At 34.7% G+C, this 20952-nt stretch carries 21 protein-coding genes; 4 read left to right on the plus strand and 17 right to left on the minus strand.

Going from position 1 to position 20952, the window contains the following annotated elements:
- Positions 1-7 precede the first annotated feature (7 nt).
- From rseP to vprA, 7 genes are all read right to left on the minus strand, one after another.
- On the minus strand, positions 8-1264 hold the full coding sequence (gene rseP, locus JF76_RS05830; RefSeq protein ID WP_045928211.1) for an RIP metalloprotease RseP: 1257 nt from the start codon (positions 1262-1264) through the stop codon (positions 8-10).
- Positions 1265-1274: 10 nt separating this feature from the next.
- Positions 1275-2072, minus strand: a complete 798-nt coding sequence (locus JF76_RS05835; RefSeq protein ID WP_045928212.1) for a phosphatidate cytidylyltransferase — start codon at positions 2070-2072, stop codon at positions 1275-1277.
- 8 nt (positions 2073-2080) lie between these two features.
- The gene (locus JF76_RS05840) at positions 2081-2815 is read right to left on the minus strand and encodes an isoprenyl transferase (protein ID WP_045928213.1); all 735 of its coding nucleotides are present in this window, start codon (positions 2813-2815) and stop codon (positions 2081-2083) included.
- 3 nt (positions 2816-2818) lie between these two features.
- Positions 2819-3376 carry a ribosome recycling factor gene (frr, locus tag JF76_RS05845; RefSeq protein WP_045928214.1) on the minus strand — a complete coding sequence of 186 codons (558 nt, stop codon included), beginning with the start codon at positions 3374-3376 and terminating at the stop codon, positions 2819-2821.
- Positions 3369-4100 carry a UMP kinase gene (gene pyrH, locus JF76_RS05850; protein WP_045928215.1) on the minus strand — a complete coding sequence of 244 codons (732 nt, stop codon included), beginning with the start codon at positions 4098-4100 and terminating at the stop codon, positions 3369-3371. Before pyrH ends, frr begins: the two co-directional genes overlap by 8 nt.
- Positions 4101-4264: 164 nt before the next feature.
- Positions 4265-5176: an ROK family protein gene (locus JF76_RS05855; protein ID WP_045928216.1), complete on the minus strand. Its 912-nt coding sequence runs from the start codon at positions 5174-5176 to the stop codon at positions 4265-4267.
- A 407-nt stretch (positions 5177-5583) separates the two neighbouring features.
- Positions 5584-7035: a vinyl phenol reductase gene (gene vprA, locus JF76_RS05860; protein WP_045928217.1), complete on the minus strand. Its 1452-nt coding sequence runs from the start codon at positions 7033-7035 to the stop codon at positions 5584-5586.
- Between the two features lie 224 nt (positions 7036-7259).
- On the opposite strand from vprA, the gene JF76_RS05865 reads away from it, so the two are divergent.
- Positions 7260-8381, plus strand: a complete 1122-nt coding sequence (locus JF76_RS05865; RefSeq protein ID WP_045928218.1) for an acyltransferase family protein — start codon at positions 7260-7262, stop codon at positions 8379-8381.
- A 57-nt stretch (positions 8382-8438) separates the two neighbouring features.
- Here the strand turns inward: JF76_RS05865 and JF76_RS05870 are convergent, their stop codons facing one another.
- The 5 genes from JF76_RS05870 to JF76_RS05890 all read right to left on the minus strand — a co-directional run bounded on the left by JF76_RS05870 (position 8439) and on the right by JF76_RS05890 (position 12469).
- Positions 8439-9065, minus strand: a complete 627-nt coding sequence (locus JF76_RS05870) for a nucleoside/nucleotide kinase family protein (RefSeq protein WP_045928219.1) — start codon at positions 9063-9065, stop codon at positions 8439-8441.
- Between the two features lie 102 nt (positions 9066-9167).
- Positions 9168-9350 carry a hypothetical protein gene (locus tag JF76_RS05875; RefSeq protein ID WP_045928220.1) on the minus strand — a complete coding sequence of 61 codons (183 nt, stop codon included), beginning with the start codon at positions 9348-9350 and terminating at the stop codon, positions 9168-9170.
- A gap of 212 nt (positions 9351-9562) precedes the next feature.
- Positions 9563-10438 carry a translation elongation factor Ts gene (gene tsf / locus JF76_RS05880; RefSeq protein WP_045928221.1) on the minus strand — a complete coding sequence of 292 codons (876 nt, stop codon included), beginning with the start codon at positions 10436-10438 and terminating at the stop codon, positions 9563-9565.
- 39 nt (positions 10439-10477) lie between these two features.
- Positions 10478-11281, minus strand: coding sequence for a 30S ribosomal protein S2 (gene rpsB, locus JF76_RS05885; protein ID WP_045928222.1), 804 nt, complete (start codon positions 11279-11281; stop codon positions 10478-10480).
- A gap of 156 nt (positions 11282-11437) precedes the next feature.
- Positions 11438-12469, minus strand: a complete 1032-nt coding sequence (locus JF76_RS05890) for a GIY-YIG nuclease family protein (RefSeq protein ID WP_045928223.1) — start codon at positions 12467-12469, stop codon at positions 11438-11440.
- 58 nt (positions 12470-12527) lie between these two features.
- Between JF76_RS05890 and JF76_RS05895 the strand changes: the two genes are divergently transcribed.
- Both JF76_RS05895 and JF76_RS05900 read left to right on the plus strand, forming a co-directional pair.
- Positions 12528-13142: a lysophospholipid acyltransferase family protein gene (locus tag JF76_RS05895; RefSeq protein ID WP_045928224.1), complete on the plus strand. Its 615-nt coding sequence runs from the start codon at positions 12528-12530 to the stop codon at positions 13140-13142.
- 79 nt (positions 13143-13221) lie between these two features.
- A complete protein-coding gene (locus JF76_RS05900; protein WP_045928225.1) occupies positions 13222-14397 on the plus strand; it encodes an SAM-dependent methyltransferase in 1176 nt (391 codons plus the stop codon).
- Between the two features lie 97 nt (positions 14398-14494).
- On the opposite strand, the gene JF76_RS05905 is transcribed toward JF76_RS05900, so the two are convergent.
- From JF76_RS05905 to JF76_RS05925, 5 genes are all read right to left on the minus strand, one after another.
- The gene (locus tag JF76_RS05905; protein ID WP_045928226.1) at positions 14495-15895 is read right to left on the minus strand and encodes an FAD-binding oxidoreductase; all 1401 of its coding nucleotides are present in this window, start codon (positions 15893-15895) and stop codon (positions 14495-14497) included.
- A 124-nt stretch (positions 15896-16019) separates the two neighbouring features.
- On the minus strand, positions 16020-17810 hold the full coding sequence (locus JF76_RS05910) for an ABC transporter ATP-binding protein (protein WP_045928227.1): 1791 nt from the start codon (positions 17808-17810) through the stop codon (positions 16020-16022).
- A complete protein-coding gene (locus JF76_RS05915; RefSeq protein ID WP_045928228.1) occupies positions 17800-19566 on the minus strand; it encodes an ABC transporter ATP-binding protein in 1767 nt (588 codons plus the stop codon). The genes JF76_RS05910 and JF76_RS05915 overlap by 11 nt, the downstream gene beginning before the upstream one ends.
- Before the next feature lie 71 nt (positions 19567-19637).
- On the minus strand, positions 19638-19853 hold the full coding sequence (locus tag JF76_RS05920; protein WP_034981600.1) for a YneF family protein: 216 nt from the start codon (positions 19851-19853) through the stop codon (positions 19638-19640).
- A 69-nt stretch (positions 19854-19922) separates the two neighbouring features.
- Entirely contained in the window at positions 19923-20171 is a 249-nt protein-coding gene (locus JF76_RS05925) for a DUF896 domain-containing protein (RefSeq protein ID WP_045928229.1), read from the minus strand.
- Between the two features lie 141 nt (positions 20172-20312).
- Between JF76_RS05925 and lexA the strand changes: the two genes are divergently transcribed.
- Positions 20313-20936 (plus strand): transcriptional repressor LexA, encoded by a 624-nt coding sequence (gene lexA / locus JF76_RS05930; RefSeq protein WP_045928230.1) that lies wholly within the window; start codon positions 20313-20315, stop codon positions 20934-20936.
- Positions 20937-20952: the final 16 nt, after the last annotated feature.

A 20952-nucleotide genomic window follows, 5' to 3' on the forward strand; every position in this document is an offset into this window, starting at 1 on the left:
TTATATTTTATTTAATAAAGTAACGGTAAATATCGTTTCCCGTTACAGCAATAATTAACACTAACAGTAAGCCGAAACCTATCAATTCCACCATGGCTTCATGATTTTCAGAAATTGGTTTACCACGAACTATTTCAATAAGGTTAAGCAAAAACTTACCACCATCAAGACCAGGTATAGGAATTAGATTCACTATTCCCAAGTTAATTGAAATCATGGCTAAAAAGGCCAAGATATAGGTAAAACCCATTTGCGAAACCTGTGATGTCTGAGAATAAATGCCCACAGGCCCGGAAAGTTTATTTAAACTAAAATGACGGAATAAGCCACCAACTGCATTGAAAATCATTCCAGTAGTAGAAACAGCTGTATTCCAACCACGTTTAAATTTAGCACCGATGCTCTCATCACTTTTTGCTCTAATTCCGATTTGGTATACTTTTTGGCCTTGAACTTTAACAACTTTCGGTTGAACGCTTACCACTTTTTTTTGCTTATTTTTGATAACGGAAATATTAATTTTTTTACTTTTATTCTGAGATATTTCTTCCGAAATTTGTTCGAAGGACGTTATTTTGTGACCATTAAGAGCCACAATTTTTGAATCCGGTTCAATTTTTGCAACAGCAGCTGGTGAATTAGGTGTTACTTCAGCTATTTCTGTAGTTGCAGGACCTGGAACAGTAAATGTCCAAATTAAAAAAACGACAAAACCTAGAATTATATTCATTAATGGTCCAGCAATATTGGTAGCTAGTTTCTGCCACACATTGGCTTCTTGAAACTGTGTATCACGTGGTGCAATAATTAACTCAGTTTTTGAACGATCAATAACCGTTGCATCATGATTGACTTTGTATGTAACTAATCGATCTTCTTCACCATTTTCATATCCAGAAATAAAAAGTTTATCTACCAAATCAAATGCCGTTACTTGTAATGGTATTCCTTCAATCGGTAAATCTGATTCAGAGGCATCAATTTTTAAAACTTCTTTCTGTTGATTAAGCTGCAAAACTACTCTCATCCCTGCTGCTAAATCAGTTTCATCATCTTTACTTGCTAAACGGACATATCCACCTAAGGGAAGCCACCTAATAGTGTAAGTAGTTGGATTGCGTCTAACTTGGAAAAGCTTTGGTCCCATACCTATAGAAAATTCACGCACTAAAATGCCGCACTTTTTAGCAACAATAAAGTGCCCGAATTCATGGACAAAAACTAATATTCCAAATACTACTAAAAAGATAAGTATACCTTTCACAAAAATCCCCCTAGTGTATGATTCCCATCAAAGCAGCAAAAACAGGTAAAACAAAGAGCATGCTGTCAAAACGATCAAGGATTCCACCATGACCAGGCAATATCTTGCCTGAGTCTTTAACACCATAGTATCTCTTATAAGCTGATTCAACCAAATCTCCCATTTGTCCTACAATTGATAATACAAGGGCAAAAATAGTCATTTCGACTTGTGAATGGTTCAAGTTAACAAAGTAAACATAAATTGCGGCACAAATTACAGCACAAATTGTGCCACCAATTGAACCTTCCCATGTCTTATTAGGACTGATTACAGGCCACAACTTATGTTTACCAATTTTACGCCCTATCATGTAGGCCCCGGTATCTGTTAACCAAACTACAACAAAAACATAGCAAAGAAGTGCAAGTCCATTGTCAGCATTTCTGATACTTGCCATGTAATGAAAGCCGGTTCCAACATATAATGAGCCTAAGGTATAAACCGCTACATCATCAAAAGTAGTTTTATTTTTAGTTAAAACTGTCCATGTCAACATTAACATTATCAAGGCAAAATAAATGCCATATTTTGTCCAATGGAATGGCATTGACCTAAGAAAACTATCAGGAACTGCCCAAACAATAGTGGCAAGTAAAGCTAGTATAAAGTTTACTGAAACCAATATTTGTTTTTTCATTAAAAAGAATTCACTGATACCAACGGCCGCAAACAAAACGGTGAGCCAATCCATCCAAAGCCCGCCAGCTATGACGATAGGAATAAATAAAATTAAAGCAATAACTGCTGTGATTACACGTTGTTTCATATATTTACCTAACTATCCGATTCATCGACTTTACCGAAACGTCGATGACGATTTTGAAAATCAATAACAAATTTTTCTAGATCTTCTCTAGTAAAATCAGGCCAGTTTTTCTTACTAAAAGCAAGTTCTGAATATGCTAATTGCCATAACATGAAATTAGATATTCTTTGCTCACCAGATGTTCTGATTAATAAATCTGGATCACTGTATTTACCAAAACTTGCAGTCATTAATCTCTGAGAAATCATTTTTTCAGAAATTTCATCACTAGTAATACTACCTGTTTCAACAAGAGTAGCAATTTCTTTTACTGCTGTAGTAATTTCTCTTCGGGAGCCATAGTTAAAAGCAAAGTTTAAAATTAAACCACTGTTATTAGCAGTTTCAGCCATTGCTCTCTGCACTACATCATAGGTCTTAGAGGGTAACTCGTTTAAATAGCCCATAATGTTCACTTTGACATTTTCTTTCATTAAGGTTGGCATAAACTTATCAAAAAAGCGTACAGGTAAGTTCATCAGATATGCTACTTCTTCTTTAGGTCTACCCCAGTTTTCAGTAGAAAACGCATATAAGGATAAAACTTTGATGCCTAATTGGTTGGCTGCCAAAGTTATTCTTTCTACGTTGTTCATACCTTCGTAATGACCTGCAATTCGTGGCTTGCCTTGCTTTGTTGCCCAACGACCATTACCATCCATAATGATAGCTAAATGGTTCAACTGATTTTTTTTATCTGCCATTTATTAGCCCTGGGTAATCTCTTTACGTTTTTCTTCTGCAATTTGGTCAATCTGCTTTGTTGCATCGTCAGTAACTTTTTGCACTTTCTTTTCCAAATTGCGCTGTTCATCTTCGGTGATTTCATCATCTTTTTGCTGCTTTTTAAGACTATTCATAGCTTCACGACGAACATTTCTGATTGCAATTTTACTTTCTTCAGCCATTTTATTGACTTCTTTGGCAATTTCTTGACGTCTCTCACCAGTTAATTGTGGAATAACAAGACGAATGACCTTACCATCATTTGCAGGAGTCAAACCCAAATTGGACGCCAAGAGTGCATGTTCAATATCATCGAGACTGTTCTGATCATAAGGTGTAATTAATAACACGCGTGGCTCAGGAATAGTAACACTAGACATTTGCGTTAACGGAGTAGGCGCTCCATAATAGTCAACTTTTACCCCATCAAGTAGAGCTGCGTTAGCAACACCAGCACGAATAGAGCTCAAGTTTTTTTGAAAAACAGTAATTGATTTTTTCATATTATCTTGAGCTTTTTTTATTGCGTCATTATTCATTATTTTTTCCTCCGATTACTGTTCCAATATTCTCACCTAATACCACTTTTTTTATGTTACCTTCAGTATTAACATTAAATACGATAAGAGGAATGTTGGTATCCATTGAAAGTGAGCTTGCAGTTCTGTCCATGACTTTTAAGTTTTTAGAAATAATATCTAGTTGAGAAAGTTCACTGTATTTTTTGGCATGCGGATCAACCTTTGGATCAGCGGAGTAAACTCCGTCAACTCCATTTTTAGCCATTAGGATCACGTCAGCACCTATTTCCGCAGCTCTTAAAGCAGCAGTTGTGTCGGTAGAGAAATAGGGATTACCAGTGCCGCCACCCATAATAACTACGCGTCCTTTTTCCATGTGGTGAATAGCTTTTCTCCTAATATAGGGTTCTGCTATTTGCCTCATTTCAATTGATGTTTGCAATCTAGTTGGTACGCCTACATGTTCCAAGCCATCTTGAAGAGCTAACCCGTTCATTATGGTAGCAAGCATCCCCATATAATCAGCCTGTGAACGTTCCATCCCTAGTTTTGCGCCAGTTTCTCCACGCCACATATTACCGCCACCACAGACGATACCAATGTCAACTCCCAAATCGTGAACAGATTTAATTTCCTTTGCTAAATGACTAATGACAGTAGGATTTATACCGGTTCCTTCATCACCAGCCAGAGCCTCACCAGAAATTTTCAAAACTATTCGCTTATACTTAACTTTAGTCATGACAACCTCCTCTATTAACTTTAGTTATTCTACCATATAAAAAGGGCAAATGTAGACTTAGAAATAAAAGAGTGGAATTTCTTAAAAAAATTCTTTGAGCTAAAAAGTAACGGGAGAAAACAAAAAATCTCAAAGTTATCTACTTCGAGATTTTCAAAATATAATTAATATTTATTTTCTCTATTAATTTGAAGTAATAAATTATAAAGCGATCCGTATAAATTCGAATCGTTTCTAAAATGAGCAGATACGATTGCCGGTTTAGTCAAAGTATCACCAATAATCGGATTATAGTCATTAACCAACTTTTCATAAGCTTTATTGATACCACTGATTAAAATCGGTTGCGCACTTATGCCGCCACCGACAGCTATTTTATCTAAATCTACTACTGTTTGAATATTAAGAATTAAAGTTGCTACTTTTAAACAATAATCATTAAAAATCTCCACAGCTTCTCTTTTACCGGACTTTATTGCTTCAAAAGCATGCAATCCGTCATTTACATTCTTATGATTTAGTTTACGATTAATTGATTTAACAAAATTCACACCAGAACCATTACTTCCTACGGTACCTTCCATATCTTTAGGGCGGGATAAATTACTAATCATAAAACTTAATTCACCTGCTTGATAATGTGAGCCTCGCAATAGATGACCATTAATTATTATGCCCCCACCAACGCCGGTTCCGAGCGTAATTGCAGCACAGTTCGACTCACCCTTTAAACTGCCTAGCCAATTTTCTGCTAAAACGCTGGCCTTGCCATCATTTATTACCGCTACCGGAATCCTATACTTTTTACCATAAATTTCTGCAAAATCAATTCCATCCAAAAAAGGTAATGAACCACCAAATCTGATTTTATTGTTTTCAATTTTTCCAGGAGAGCAAAAAGCCAAGCCTTTTATATCTAAAATATAATGTATTACAATTTGATCTATTTTTTTCAAAAACTCAGTTTTATTTTTAACAGTAGCAATTTTGTCTTTTTCGATTATATTTCCAGCATAATCCAATTTTGCAAATTTAATTTCAGTTCCGCCGATATCAATACTTAAATAATTTTTCATTACACTCTTTCACATAATTCATATTAACTATTGCAAACAACCTTATTACATTATCTCAAATATTCTCTTCAAACAACTATTTGACATTCAAAATAAAATCAGCCAATAGTTTTATTTCTAGGTCAATGGCACATTCAAATAAACAAAAGCCTGGAAAAGATTTTGCCACTGTAAATCATCTTCAGGCTCTTGACATATGTATTTTACTAATAGCAATAACGTCAACAATAATGAAAAAAGTTTAAATAGCAGGAATGTTAGAGTTATTGTTTAAAAAAGCTAAATAAAAACTAAGAGATCAGCGTTAAATAGATATTAATACTTGCTATTAGTGAAGTGCACCTAAAAAGTTAAACATAAATCTGGCCATTATAGAACTCTTAATTAGTCTTTTTAAATGTGATTTTCTAATGAGTTAACATTGCAATATTATCGACAGCTGTTCTACCTGAATAAATACAATACCCTGCTTCAGAACCAGGAACATTTACACCATAGGTATCACCCACAAGAACAGCTGAGGCATCAGATCCAACGGCATATAATCCAGATATTTGTCTACCATTTTCATCTAAGACTTCATTTTTGCGGTTTACTCTCAAACCACCCATTGTACAATAAGCTCCTACACCCAATTCAAAAGCATAAAAAGGACCTTTTTGGATGGTCTTAAGGTAGTTTGCTGGTTTTTCAAAATCTTCATCTTTTTTTATAAGTGCTAACTGATTATATCGCTTAACTGTTTCTGCTAATTGAGGCAGGTGCAGTTTTTCAGCCAACTCAGCAATAGAATCAGCTTTAGTCAAAAACGACATGCGCTTTTCCTCAGCTTTAGAAATCATGCTTTTCAACTTATCCAGTCTAGTACGATCAGAAAGCGGTTTTAAACTCCTAGGTAATTTTTTATCAGCAAACTCATCCAGGATAGCCTGATCAAATATCGCGTATACCTTTTCTTGTCTGATAATAGCATTTCCAGCATGCGCCCATATTCTAAAAACACTTTCGTCAACGAATCTCTGCCCAACTTCATTAACCCAAAGCGGAGCCATTTCACAACTTGCAATACCAATATCTGTTTTCCAAAATTGATATGAGGGAATAGTATCTTCTTTTATCTGTCCTCCAAACATCATTGCCATACCCATTCCAAACTTTTTAGCGCCAGCATTCCATGCTAGTCGAAGACCTGAACCATCACTTTTCCCAGAATTCATGGGAATAATTCTATTCGCATTAGAATTGAAATACTTCAAAAGCATTTTTCTGTTATTTAAGTAACCGCCAGTAGCCAATATTACCGCTTTAGTCTTAATTTCCTTTTGTTTTTTGGTTGCAAAATCTTCAATAATTACTCCAGTAATATTTCCAGTGCTATTTTGTAGAAGATTAACTGCTGCAGCTGAAGTGATAAATTCCACACCGTTTTTTTCAGAATACGGCTGCAGTGCATCGTGAATTGCATGATTACCTAAACCCTTAAACATATGCCAAGTGTTGAGTCCTGCACCAAGTGTTGCTACACCATCGAATTTAACTCCAATATTATTTAACCATTCAACATTTTTAGCAGACTGCGCAATATAGTCTTTCCATATCATTGTATCTGCCTCAAAATGGGAAAATTCTTGTTCGTCATGCAAAATTTCTTTTTCAGACAGATTAATTCCCTGCTTTTTCTGCATTTTACTATTTACAGCAAAAATACCTTCTACATAATTTCCAGATCCACCTGTTGTTCGAGCTTTCTCAACCACTAAAGTGTTTAAGCCTTTTTCAACAGAAGCTGCCGCAGCTGCTTGACCAGATAATCCTGAGCCAATTACAACCAAGTCATAGTCATTTCTTTTTGATAACATTTTGTCTCCTTTATTAAAGTAAAAATAAATACTATACGTATGTATGAAAACTCTCTCCATCTATAATATAACTAAAATAATAAATTCAAAAATTTATTTTAGTTCTTATTGTAAAAAACTTCATCGTCTGATTGATATCCTTTTTTGAGTTTATAATAGAAAATATTAGTATCTCAAAATTTTAAAAAATATAAGCTAAAAGAAAGTGAATTTTCAAACTAAAAATGAAAAAGTATTCATACAAATCATCCAATATTGCTGATGTAGGAGATTATTTGAAAGTATTCGCATGCACTGCTGTAATGGCGCAACCAATCATGGCTTTAATTATGGAAGTGGGCCAACCTTTTCATACGCAAGATATTTTTGGTATTATGTATAATTTTGTTAAATATACAGCTCCTGCTTTTATTTTTGGCATTTTATACTCAACAATTCGAATAAATGATTTAGATGGCACTTTTTCTTACAAGCAGTATATGCGATCAAGTTGGTCAAATCTGTTTGTTCCTACATTTTGGTGGACACTTATTTACTTGCTGGGAATGCCCTGGCTTCAACAGATAAACAGATTTAATAATTTTAGTTCCTTTTGCTGGCAATTTGTTAATGGTAACGCTGCTCCTCACCTGTGGTATAACACAATGATGTTGCAATTTATAATTTTAATGCCTATTTTCCGGGCTATTAGCCGCTATGTTGGTAACAATGTTAAACGTGGTTTACTAGTTGCCGCTATTACTTTTGTTTTATATTTTGCATGGCTCTGGTTTTATGACTTTTACGTTTTTCATGGTCCACAAGAAAAGAACTGGTATCTGCTAGATCGTATTTTTATTTCTTTCTTTATTTATGGTGTCTATGGTGTATTGGCCTGGCAATTTAGAGATTATGTCAATACGTTTTTATATAAGTTTTGGTGGCTGATCTTAGTTGGTTTTGTTGCATGCTTTTTATGGACAAATTTTGAATTACATGGTTTTGGACATCCAGTTAACTTCGCTAATGCCCCATATTATAAGCCGTCTATGACATTTTACTGTTTAGCCGTTATAGCTTTAGTAGCTGCATTATGTTTATTTAATATTAGACACAACTCTAAAACTTGCTTGAAAGTCTTTCACTTTTTAGCAACTTATGCCTATCGAGCATATTTATCAAATGTATTTTGGAATCAACTGATTTGGCGCGGACTAAACATTAGCTATCATGCTATGTATCATCCATTCTTTACCTTTTTTGGCACATGGATCCTGACGTGGATACTTTCTTTCACTTCAGCATACGATCTTCATATTTGGTGGTCAAAAGCGAAAAAGTTCTTAAGTATGCTTAGTCTAAAATAACAAATATTTTCAAATAAAAAGCACTTTGACAATAATTAAAACAAAGTGCTTTATTTTTTACTTTTTTACTATAGAAGCAATGCCTGCCATAATATTTAAATATTGCTTTTCATTTTCTACAAAAGAATCATTGTTAACAATAATATCTGCTATATCCTTTACTTTAAGTGCTCCATGCTTGATTTTGAACTGATCCTTCTTTTTGGTTCGCTCAATTATTTGTTCAAAAGTAAAGTTTTTACCGTTATCAATTGTTTGCTTTTTGTATTCTCTTTGAGCGCGAACTTCAAGAGGCGCTTCAATGTAAATGTTCATCATTTTAGAACCTAGTTCTTTTTTAAGGTAGACACCTAATTCTGAACGGTATAAGCTTTCAATTGATGCATAATGAATATTTTCATCTTGCATTTTACCTATTAAACGGTATAAGAACTCTTTAAACACCTTTTCAGTGTCTTTAGCATAAAGATTGGTGAAATCTTGTTCTGATGGATGCCCAGAGAACTGATAATTGCGTTCTATCATCATTTCTTTTTCTACTGCAATAATCTTCATTCGCTTGATACCAATGCTGTCAAAATAAATTCCAGCAGCTGATTTGCCGCTTTCACTTAATCCGCCTAAAGAAAACAAACCTTTGACAAAATTTTTACGATTTTCATAATCTTGCTCAGTAAATTCCATTTTCACGCCTCCATTAAAAACTAAAAAACTGCCCTGTAAGTTAACAGTGCAGTTTTAAAGTATACATGGTGTGCTATTTTTTTGCAAGCGATTTCATTAAAATTAGGTAATTTTCATCACAAATTCGGCTCCAGTTGGAGTAGCTATGAAAATAGCACCCACTATCAGTAGGAATCCTACTACAAAGGAAATTCTTTTTGCTAGCTTTGAAAACTTACTATCAAGACTAAGATAGATTAGAATTGCTCCAAATACCAAAGACAAAATCATAACCCAGAAACCCATAAATACCTCCGATTAAACTAATTTCTAATTCTTAATTGATATTAATTAAAAACCAAATTAATCATTAATGGAGTTAGAAAATTAAAGGTTAAGCAAAATTTAACTAATTTTTTGCCTAATTTTGTTAATATACAATTTACTTTTTTAAATATAACAAAAAGCCCTCATCTATAGAGATAAGAGCTTTTAATTGAATAAATAAGAATATTTATCTATTTCATTTGTTCTTTTACTTCAGCAGCAAAGTCTTCTTGCTTCTTTTCGATACCTTCGCCAACTTCGTAACGTTTGTAGCCAACAACTTCGCAGCCTTCTGATTTAGCATATTCAGCTACTGTCATATCACCATCTTTAACGTATGGTTGGTCCACCAAACAAATTTCACTGAGATACTTGTTTACTCTGCCCTCAACAATCTTAGGAATGATTTTAGCAGGCTTGCCTTCATTTTCAGTTTCCTTAGTGAAAACTTCTTTCTGACGATCAAAATCAGCCTTTGGTACTGAATCCTTGTTCAAGTATTCTGGGTTAATTGCGGCAACGTGCATTGCAATGTTCTTAGCTGCTTCCTCACTGTTGCCTTTTAAGGTAACAACTGCAACAATTGCACCACCATTGTGCTTGTATGCACCAAAGACTTCATCATCATTCTTAGTAATTAGATCAAATCTTCTTAAAGTGATTTTTTCACCAATGACAGCAGTAAGGTTGGTAATTTCCTCGCCAATTGTGGAATCACCCATTGGTGATTTTAATGCTTCTTCAACGTTAGCAGGTTTAGCCGCTAAAATTGCCTTGGTCACATCATCAACTAACTTAATAAATTTATCATTAGATGAAACAAAGTCTGTTTCAGAGTTAATTTCTACTACAACAGCATCATTTCCATCAAAAGCATATTCAGCTAAGCCTTCAGCAGCAATACGGCCACTCTTTTTAGCAGCTTTAGCAACACCATTTTCTCTTAAAATGTCAATTGCCTTTTCAATATCACCATCAGCTTTAACCAAAGCCTTCTTAGAATCCATCATACCGGCGCCAGTGCGGTCACGCAATTCTTTTACTTGTTTAGCAGTAATGTTTGCCATTATTTTTCCTTTCAAATAAAAACTTATTAATAATCAAAACTAGTCTTCATCTGAGTCAGAAGTTTCTTCAGCTTCTACTGTTTTTTCTGCATCAGCTTCAGTATCTGCTTGTTTTTCTTCTGCACCCTTAGCCATCTCTGCTTCAGCATTGTCATCATCTTGACCTTGCTTACCTTCAATAACAGCATCAGCCATAGCGCCTGAAATCAAACGAATAGCACGGATAGCATCGTCGTTTGCAGGAATAACTACGTCAACAGGGTCTGGATCAGTGTTAGTGTCGACCATAGCTACTACAGGAATTCCTAAAATATTAGCTTCATGAACAGCAATCTTTTCCTTTTTAGGATCGACTACGAATAAAACATCTGGAATTCTAGGCATATCCTCAATACCACCTAAGAATCTTTCCAATTTATCCTTTTCTTTTGTCAAAAGAGAAGCTTCCTTCTTTGGCAATACATCAAATGTGCCATCTTCTGACATTTTCTTTAAATCTTTTAATCTTTGTACTCGGCTCTGGATAGTCTTCCAGTTAGTCAATGTACCACCTAACCAACGTTGGTTAACGTAGTATTGACCAGCACGAGTAGCTTCTTCAGCAATTGAATCTTGAGCTTGTTTCTTAGTACCAACAAAAAGAATAACGCCACCGTTTTGAGCAACAGCTCTTACGAATGCATAAGCATCATCTAACATTTTGATGGTTTTTTGCAAATCAATGATATAAATACCATTTCTTTGTGTAAAGATATAAGGAGCCATCTTTGGATCCCATCTTCTAGTTTGGTGACCAAAGTGGACACCGGCTTCAAGCAATTGTTTCATTGAAACTACTGACATATTAACTTCCTCCTATGGTTTTAATCCTCTCAAGCGGTCATTTCAGTATTTCACCATTTGTATGGCACCTAAATACTGATTGCTCTTGATGTTTTTTATACATATGCATAAAGGCATACGTTAAAATAATACTAGATTATTGTTTAAGATGCAAGGTTAAAAGTTAACTTTATGTTCTCTTAAAAATCTTTCCTTCCATAATCTGTTATGGTGCTTAAACCAATATTCCCTTTTAAGCGCCAACTTCTTATCTTTAAACTCTTCGTGGTAAAGCAGTTTAACCGGTCTGCGGGACTTTGTATACTTGGCACCTTTGCCGCTATTATGTGCTTTTAGTCGTTTGGATAAATCATCAGTAAAGCCACCATAGAAGCTATTATCTTTGCATAAGAGTACATAAAAATAATATCTCCTACTCTTTTGCCTTTTTGCTCTATCCGATTCCGTTTCTCTGATTATACGCTGAATCGGAGGAAGATAATTACCGTTTTTATCATGTACCTCAATGGCATCCCTTAATACCAGACCATCGCTACCGGTATGCTTAACTGCTTCAATAATTATTAAATTGCAGTTTTCTCCTCGATGAGAAACATATGGCTGTACAAACTTAATACTCAAATCATGTTTAAGACAAAAATAGGCAATTTCATTTAAACGCTCTGGTCGATGAACCATAAATAATTTGCCTTTCATTTTAAGCAATGCACTGGCTACAAAAATTATTTCTTCCAAATTAATTAAGATTTCATGTCGGGCAATAGCCTTTGCTGGATCAGGATTTACCTTATGATTTTGTGCAACTTTAAAGTAAGGTGGATTCACGACAATCACATCATAGGAATCTTTTCGTAAAAAAACTGGAGCATCTTTGACATTTTTTTGAAAAACCTGGATACGATTTTCCATATTATTTAACGCAATAGAACGTTCAGCTTGTGAAGCCACTTCTTCCTGTATTTCAACCGCATCATATTTGGCACGGTTAAAATAAGCCATATACATTGTTGCTGCACAATTGCCAGCACATAAATCCGCCACTTTGGAATTATCTTTAATTGAATCTTTTGCAGTTGCTGCTAAAAGCAGAGTATCTAATGAAAAGCTGAAAGATGATTTGTTTTGGATTATTTTTAAATCATCATTGTACATATAATCAATGCGTTCATTTTTCAATAATTTTTCCATAAAAATTTGTCCTCTCTCGCAGCTTTGTTATAATATTTTACATCAATTGGAGGAAATTATGTTTTATCATTTTATTCGTCCGGTAGCTCGCTTTATAGTTTGGCTATTAAACGGACATTTACACGTTAATCATAAGGAAAGAATTCCCGCAGGGAACTATATCTTGGCAGCACCACATAGAACTTGGTGGGAACCGATTTTATTCGCCTTAGCGGCAAGTCCAAAAGAGTTCATGTTCATGGCTAAAATAGAATTGTTTAAAAATCCATTACTACGGTTCATCTTAAAACACGCTCATGCATTTCCTGTAGACCGTAAACATCCTGGACCTTCAGCCTTAAAAACTCCCATTAATGGATTGAGAAAAGGTAATTATTCCTTAATTATTTTTCCCTCAGGTACCAGGCATTCATCGGAAATGAAAGGCGGCACAATTGCCATTGCCAAATTATCAAACAAGCCTATAGTACCAGTGGTCTATCAGGGGCCACTAACTTTCACTGGTTTATTAAAACGCAAACCTTTAGAAGTTTGTTTCGGGGAGCCATTTATGGTTGACCGTAAAATAAAACTCACTCACGAAAACGAAGCTATGTTAGACAATAAACTTAAAAAAGCCTGGGATAAAGTTGACTACGAACAAAACCCCAATTTTCATTATCAACCTAAATAAAAAATTACTCTTTAAACATTAGCTCAATGAACAAGTGTTAAAATAAAAATGTAAAAAAGTTAGATGGAGGATTTCAAAATTGTTAGAAAAAAGTTTTTATAGAGCTATGTTAAGCAAGTCCTTTCCTTTCCCTGTCAAAGTAACATACTGGGATGGCAAAAGTGAAGTATACGGAAACGGTACTCCAAATATAGAGATAATTTTTAACGAGAAAATTCCGACTAGTGCTATCTCAAAAAATGCTTCTCTTGCTTTAGGCGAAGCATATATGGATAAAAGAATCGAAATCAAGGGCAGTTTGCAAAAACTAATTTGCGGAGCTTATGAAAGTGCCGGAAGTTTCATGCGGTCCAGTAAATTTCGTAAATTTTTACCAAAAGAAAAACACACTGAAGCACAAAGCGAAAAAGATGTTCAAAGTCACTATGATATCGGTAACGACTTTTATAAATTATGGCTTGACCCTACTTTAACATATTCGTGTGCATATTTTGAAAATGAAAATGATGACCTTGAAACAGCACAATTGAATAAAATCCATCATATTTTAAATAAATTACATCCTGAAAAAGGAAAGACATTACTTGATATTGGATGTGGCTGGGGTACTCTAATGTTGGTTGCTGCCAAAGAATATGGCTTAAAAGTAACTGGTGTAACTCTGAGTGAAGAGCAGTATAAACTTGTGCAAAAGAAAATATACGACCAAAACTTGCAAGATATTGCAGAAGTTAAGTTAGAAGACTACCGCGAGTTGGGAAATGAACAATGGGATTACATTACCTCTGTAGGAATGTTTGAACACGTCGGTAAAGAAAATTTAGGTCAATACTTTGCCGATGTTTCAAAATATTTAAAGAAAGATGGCGTAGCTCTCATTCATGGCATCACACGTCAACAAGGCGGTGCCAAGAACGCTTGGATTAACAAGTACATTTTCCCAGGTGGTTATGTACCAGGATTAAGTGAAAATATCAGTCATATTGTCGAAAACAACATGCAAATTACGGATTTGGAAATGCTTAGAAGACATTACCAAAAAACACTAGAAATTTGGGATAAAAATTTTAATGCTAAACGGGATCAAATTCAAAAGAATATGGGTGAGCGTTTTACTCGAATGTGGGATTTATACCTGCAAGCTTGCGCTGCTTCTTTTGAATCTGGCAACATCGATGTTGTACAATATCTGATTACTAAAGGACCTTCAGGTAAAAACTTACCAATGACTAGAAGGTACATGTTAAATAAGTAGTATTAATAATTTAATCTACACAAAAAAGCTGACAAATATACTTTGTCAGCTTTTTTTGTTATTAAACGCACATATACACTATGAATTAGGATACGAATTAAGGTTCAAAAATCTTCCCTGGGTTAACAATATAATTAGGATCGAATAACTTTTTAACCTTGCGTAGTAAGTCAGTATATTCTTTACCATAAAAGTCTTCATAGTAATTTGCTCTAGCGTAACCAATACCATGTTCACCAGACATATTTCCATCAAGTGATTTAGCAGTCTTGTATAATTCAGAAATTACTTTATCACTTGTTTTTGCATATTCTTCATCAGTCATATCGTCTGAGCAAAGGTAAATATGCAGGTTGCCGTCTCCAGCATGACCAAAGTTTGGAATTCTAATGTTCAATTCCTTCTCTAGCTCTTCAATTCGGTCTAAAACTACAGGAATGTGGTTGATTGGAACACAGACATCAATTTCATCCATCTTTGGTGTTGAGTTTTGAATAGCAAGCAATAACTCTTCACGACATTTCCAAATCTTCTTAGCTTCATCAGAATCAGCACTCAATACAATTGCCTTTTCCGCTTTAAACGGTTTAACAACTTCTAAAGTTTCGTCAAGTTCTGCTTTCCATTCATCTTCCGTAAAGGCGTCAATTCCAATGATAATGAAACCATCACCATGCTTAATCGGAAATTCGTCTTTAGCGTATGTTTCCCAGAGTTTAACAACTTTACGTCCCATAAATTCAACAGTAGTTGGTACAACTCCAGATTTCAGAATAGCTGGTACTGATCTAATAGCGTCATTCAAAGTTGGAAATGGAATAATGGCATTGATAGATTTGTGAGGTCTTGGATATAAACGAATTGTAACTTCAGTTACAACACCCAAAGTTCCTTCTGATCCAATAATTAAATCTTTTAGTGAATAGCCTGAAGACGATTTAACTGCTTTGGAGCCAAATTTATATAATTTTCCGTTAGTCAAAACTACTTTGATCTCACGAATGTGCTCTCTGGTAACGCCATATTTGATAGCTTTGAGTCCACCTGCATTTGTGGAAACATTACCACCAATAGTTGCCCAGTGCATGGCTGGAGCAGGCATATACATGAAAGGCTTATCAGCTAAATATTCGTCCAAGTCTTTCAATCTTAATCCTGCTTGAACAGTCATAGTCAAACTTTCTGGATCATATTCCAAAACCTTGTTCATTTTGATCATGTCAAGTGAAATTCCGCCATCAACAGCAAGGTTAGCTCCCATTAAACCAGTTGAATTTCCCCTTGGAACCAAAGGTATTAAATGATCACTAGCGTATTTAACAACATTCATTACCTCTTCATTGCTTGTTGGTTGAATTACCAAATCTGGCATAGCTTTGACTGTACCAAATTGGTCATGATCCCAGTGCTTAGTTGGTTTAGTAATAAACCTTTCTGGATCTGAAATGAACTTGCTTAGGTTATCCAAATCAGTTTGATTAATTTTATGATATTCCATTATAATTCCCTTCTTACTAAAATCATAATTTAGCTACTGCTAACATGATAAATTTACTCTTTAATGTAAACGCTGTCAATACTAAATATAAAAAAGCACAAAGTTTTTAGCTTTGTGCTTTTTTTCACTTTTGGCTATTCTGTAAGGTATATAAATTATAATAATAACCTTTTTGTGAAAGAAGTTTCTCGTGATTGCCTCTTTCCACAATTCTGCCATCATTCAATACAATAATTTGATCTGCATCAACAATAGTTGAAAGCCTGTGCGCGATAGCCAAAGTTGTGCGACCCTTGCGCAATCTCTTCAATCCTTGTTGAATCAGCGTTTCAGTTTCAGTATCAACATTTGCAGTGGCCTCATCCAGAACTAATATCCTAGGATCCGTCACCAAAGTACGAGCAAAAGATATTAGTTGCCTTTGGCCTTGACTAAACTCACTTCCGCCTTCACCTACTTTAGCATGGTACTTTCCAGGGAGATTCTCAATAAAGCCATCTGCCTGAACAGTTTCGGCAGCCTTTTTTATTTGCTCATCAGTTATGTCCTTGTTATAAAGGCGAATATTGGAATTAATATCTCCGTAAAACATAAAGGGCTCTTGCAATACCAATCCAAGTTTTTTGCGCAGTTCTGCTTTAGGATATTTTTTGATGTCAACACCATCAATTAACACTTCACCTTTATAAAATTCGTAAAAACGCATCATTACGTTAATAATCGAACTTTTACCCGAACCTGTATGTCCGACTATGCCTAAAGTTTCTCCGGGATTAACTGTGAATGAAATATCATGTAAAATTTCGTTTTTACCATCATATGAAAAACTTACGTGCTTAAACTCAATCTTTCCTTGATTAATTGTTAATCCTGCCTCAGCTTTTTGTTGTGGTTCGTAATCAGTATTATCTAAAATCCGAAAAATTCTTTTGCCTGCTACAATACCATCTTGGAAAAAAGTCATTTGATCCATCATATTGGCAATTGGATTAAAAAACTGTGAAATATATTGTGAAAATGCATAAACCACACCAGCTGGCACAAAGGTTTCCCTTAATGGAAAGCCAAAATACATTAAAGTTAATGCTAATGCAAGTGAATATAGCAAACTAGTTAAAGGTGACAACAAAAAGGAATTAAGATTAATCATATCGAAACGTGTTTTCATTAAGGCAGAGTTTTCACTTTCAAAATGATTAGTCATACGCTCTTCCTGCTTAAATTGCTGGATTAAAGAAACCCCTTCTATTGATTCATTTAAGTTAGTATTAATGCGACTTAGTCGCTCGCGATAACTACGGTAAAGTTTAGAACTTCTTTTAGAATATTGCCAAATAATCACTAAAAGTAAAGGCAAAAAAGCAAGAACTATAAATCCAGCCACTACATTGGTAGAAAACATCGCTACCATAGCCGAAATAATTGAGAAAAATGAAATTACTACACTTGATAATACAGTCAGAAAATTGCTCAAAGTCATAGTATCATTTGTTACTCTTGAGACTATTGAACCAGCTGGAGTTTGATCAAAGTAGCGCATTCCTAATGTATGCAACTTTTTATAAAGTTCAGAACGCAAGCCTTCAAGCGATTTTTCTGATCCTAAAGCAAAAAAGTACTCGTAGGTAAATTGCAAAATTCCTTTGACAATGGAACCAAATGCGTACAGAAAACCAGCGAATAAAATTATTTGTGTTGTAACATCAGCTTTACTCAAAAAATTATCTAAAAAATACTGTAAACCATATGGCAGTAAAACGTTAATTACACTTACTAAAAAAGCACCAATACCTGCAATGATCATTTCATTTTTAAAATGCATCACAAACCGCAATAAACGTTTAAAAATGCTAAGTTGCTCTTTTACAGGAATTTCTTGCGACCAGACTGATTGGAATGAGTTTTCATCGTCCATTGGAGTCACCTACCTTGTCTTCTAATTCTTGTCTTTGCCACATATCAGCATACCAACCATTTAATTTCAGCAGCTGGTCATGAGTTCCTCGTTCAACAATTCGACCATTTTTTAGGACTAAAATTAAATCAGCATTCATTACTGATGTAAGTCTATGCGTAGCAATTAATGTTGTTTTTCCCTTACGTTCCTTTCTTAGAGAGCGTAAAATAGCCATTTCAGTCCTTGCATCTACTGCTGACAAAGCATCATCTAAAACTAAGATTTGGCTTTGTTTTAGTAGCGCTCTGGCAATAGACATACGTTGCTTTTGTCCTCCGGAAAGTGAAACGCCATTTTCACCCACCAAAGTATTGTAACCACCTGGCATCTGTAAAATATCATTGTGCAGATCACTTTTCTTGGCTGCAGAAACAATAGCACTTTCATTACTGTCTGCTTTTGAAAAAGCGATATTTTTTTGGATACTGGTTGAAAATAGGTAATTGTCTTGAGGTACATAAGATATTTGGCGTAATAAAACATTAAGTGGAATCTCCCTGATATCATGTCCATTTAACGTAATGTGACCATCATACTTATCAAATTCCCTAAGTAAAAGCTGTATGATAGTAGTTTTACCAGCTCCTACTTTACCCACAAGACCCAGAGTTTGACCTGTTTTTAACGTAAAGTCGATATTATTTAGCACTTGAACTTTCGGTTCATCTGGATATGCAAAATATTTAACATGATAAATAAGATCGCCCGCTATATCTTTGGCAGATAATTTTTGATCAGCATATTTATCCGTGATTTCAGACTTTTCTTCCAGCAGCTTTTCAATCCGGTCGTAACTTGCGCTTCCACGCTCTAAAATATTAAAAAGATATCCGATCGCAAACATAGGCCAGACCATATTACCAATATATGCGATAAATGAAACTAATTGGCCAATAGTGAGTGCTTTGTTAAAAACGAGCATCCCACCATAAATAATAGTTATGGTATATGTCAAACCAATTAGAAATGTACCTAATGGATCAAACATAGAATCCCATTTAAAAACTTTTTTATTGATTTTAATAGTGTCATCTATCATTTGGTCAAAAGCAGCAGTATCTTCCCTGCCTTGACCAAATGTCTTCAAAACCTTAATACCTGAAACTGATTCCTGAGTTTTATTATTTAACCTGGAAAAAGCTGCTTGAGACTTATCAAATGCATCATGTAGCCTGTCTCCTAATTTCCATGCTCCCCAAGCCAAAAATGGTAACGGCAGAAGAGCCACAAGTGTTAAACGCCAATCAACAAAAGCAATCATGGCTACCATAGTAGACACACTCATTATTAGTGAGTCTACGAGTGTTAACACGCCTTCACCGGCAACTTCCTGAACGGCTGAAACATCATTTGTAGCATGAGCCATCAAATCACCTGTTCTGTGACGTTGGTAAAAAGTGCGATCCATAGCCATGAATTGACGGAATAGTTTCGATCTTAACTGTAGTTCCAGTTCTGCTGCACCACCCCAAATCTGACTACGCCAAAAATAGCGAAAGCCATACAGCAACAGGGCTGCTAAAACAATTGCCAAAATTAGAAGACCATATTCTTGCCAACTAATATGTCCTTCATCTAATTGATCAGCCATTAGACCTAAGATTCTCGGTGGCACCAAGTTCACAACTGAAGTCAGTGCCAAAAATGTAATACCAATTAGGTAACGCTTTTTTTCTTTTTTAAAAAACCAGCCTAATTTAAAAAATATACCCATTATTCACCTAAAAATTCAGTAAAAAAGCGGAGAGTCTATTCTCCGCCACACTATTTCAATCTAGTAAGTTTTTATTTTTGGTGCTTCATCATGTTCATCACTTGGTTTACCTTCTTAGCTGAAGGCTTTTGGCCCATTTGAGACATCATGGCAACAATCATATCTTCACTGATTGGCGGATTATCCTTAAAATATTTTTTCATATATGCTCTGGCACCATAAAAGCCTCCTACAAGTCCTAATATTAATGCTATAACAATCAGAAAAATCGCTAATCCTAAGTTCATAAATTAATCACCTCAATTTGTCCAATAGGTATATCTTACCTAAAAATACAGTAAAATTAAAGATCAAAGTTAATCTTTTCTTAAACCTTTTTTTCTTTGAGCTTTTTTCGCTATTTCAGAAGTAATTTCTTTGCCATTTTTATCAATTATCACTAAATTCTCTACATCTTGTTTAAAGCCTGCTCTGAAGTTCTTAATAAATTCCTGATGTAATTTCTTTCGTTCTATTTCCTCGTCTTCTGTTAGTCCAACAGATTCCTTTTTATGATAAAGTTCATTTATCCGATTTATTAGTTTTTTCTCAAGATCTTCATTCATTTTTAGCACCTCTCTTAAAAAAGTCTACATTATTATTTGTAATAAAAAAAGTTTAAAATTTTCAGAACGCTTGTTTGTACTATACCAAATTATCTGCTAGAATTAAAAGTATTAAAGACGTTTATAATACTGGAGATAACTATGACTACAAAACAAAACAACAAGCAGTTGCAAATTTTACGCTATATATATGAAACGGTTGAAGACAGGGGCTTTCCTCCAACTGTGCGTGAAATATGTCATGCTGTAGATTTATCTTCCACTTCTACTGTACACGGTCATTTATCAAGGCTTGAAAACAAGGGCTTAATAATAAAGGATGCTACAAAACCAAGAGCATTAGAAATAACCGATGAAGGAAAAAAAGCAATTGGTGTCCAACCAAAAGAAATTCCAGTTGTTGGTGACGTGACTGCTGGTCAACCAATTTTAGCTGTTGAAGATATAGAAGACTATTTCCCTTTGCCTCCTGATTTAGCAAATGATGCTGGCGATCTCTTTATGTTAAGAGTACATGGAGAAAGTATGATTAATGCTGGAATTTTAAACGGAGATAATGTAATTGTCCGCAAACAATCTTCAGCTATTAACGGTGAAATTGTAGTAGCAATGACAGATGAAAATGAAGCAACTGTAAAACGATTTTACAAGGAAAAAGGTCACTATCGTTTACAGCCTGAAAATGATACGATGGCACCGATTATATTGTCAAGCGTCCACATTTTAGGTAAAGTAGTAGGGCTATACCGCAACACTATTATTTAATATTTAACAAAAGAGC

The sequence above is a fragment of the Lactobacillus kullabergensis genome, assembly GCF_000967195.1.
Taxonomy (GTDB): Bacteria; Bacillota; Bacilli; order Lactobacillales; family Lactobacillaceae; genus Lactobacillus; species Lactobacillus kullabergensis.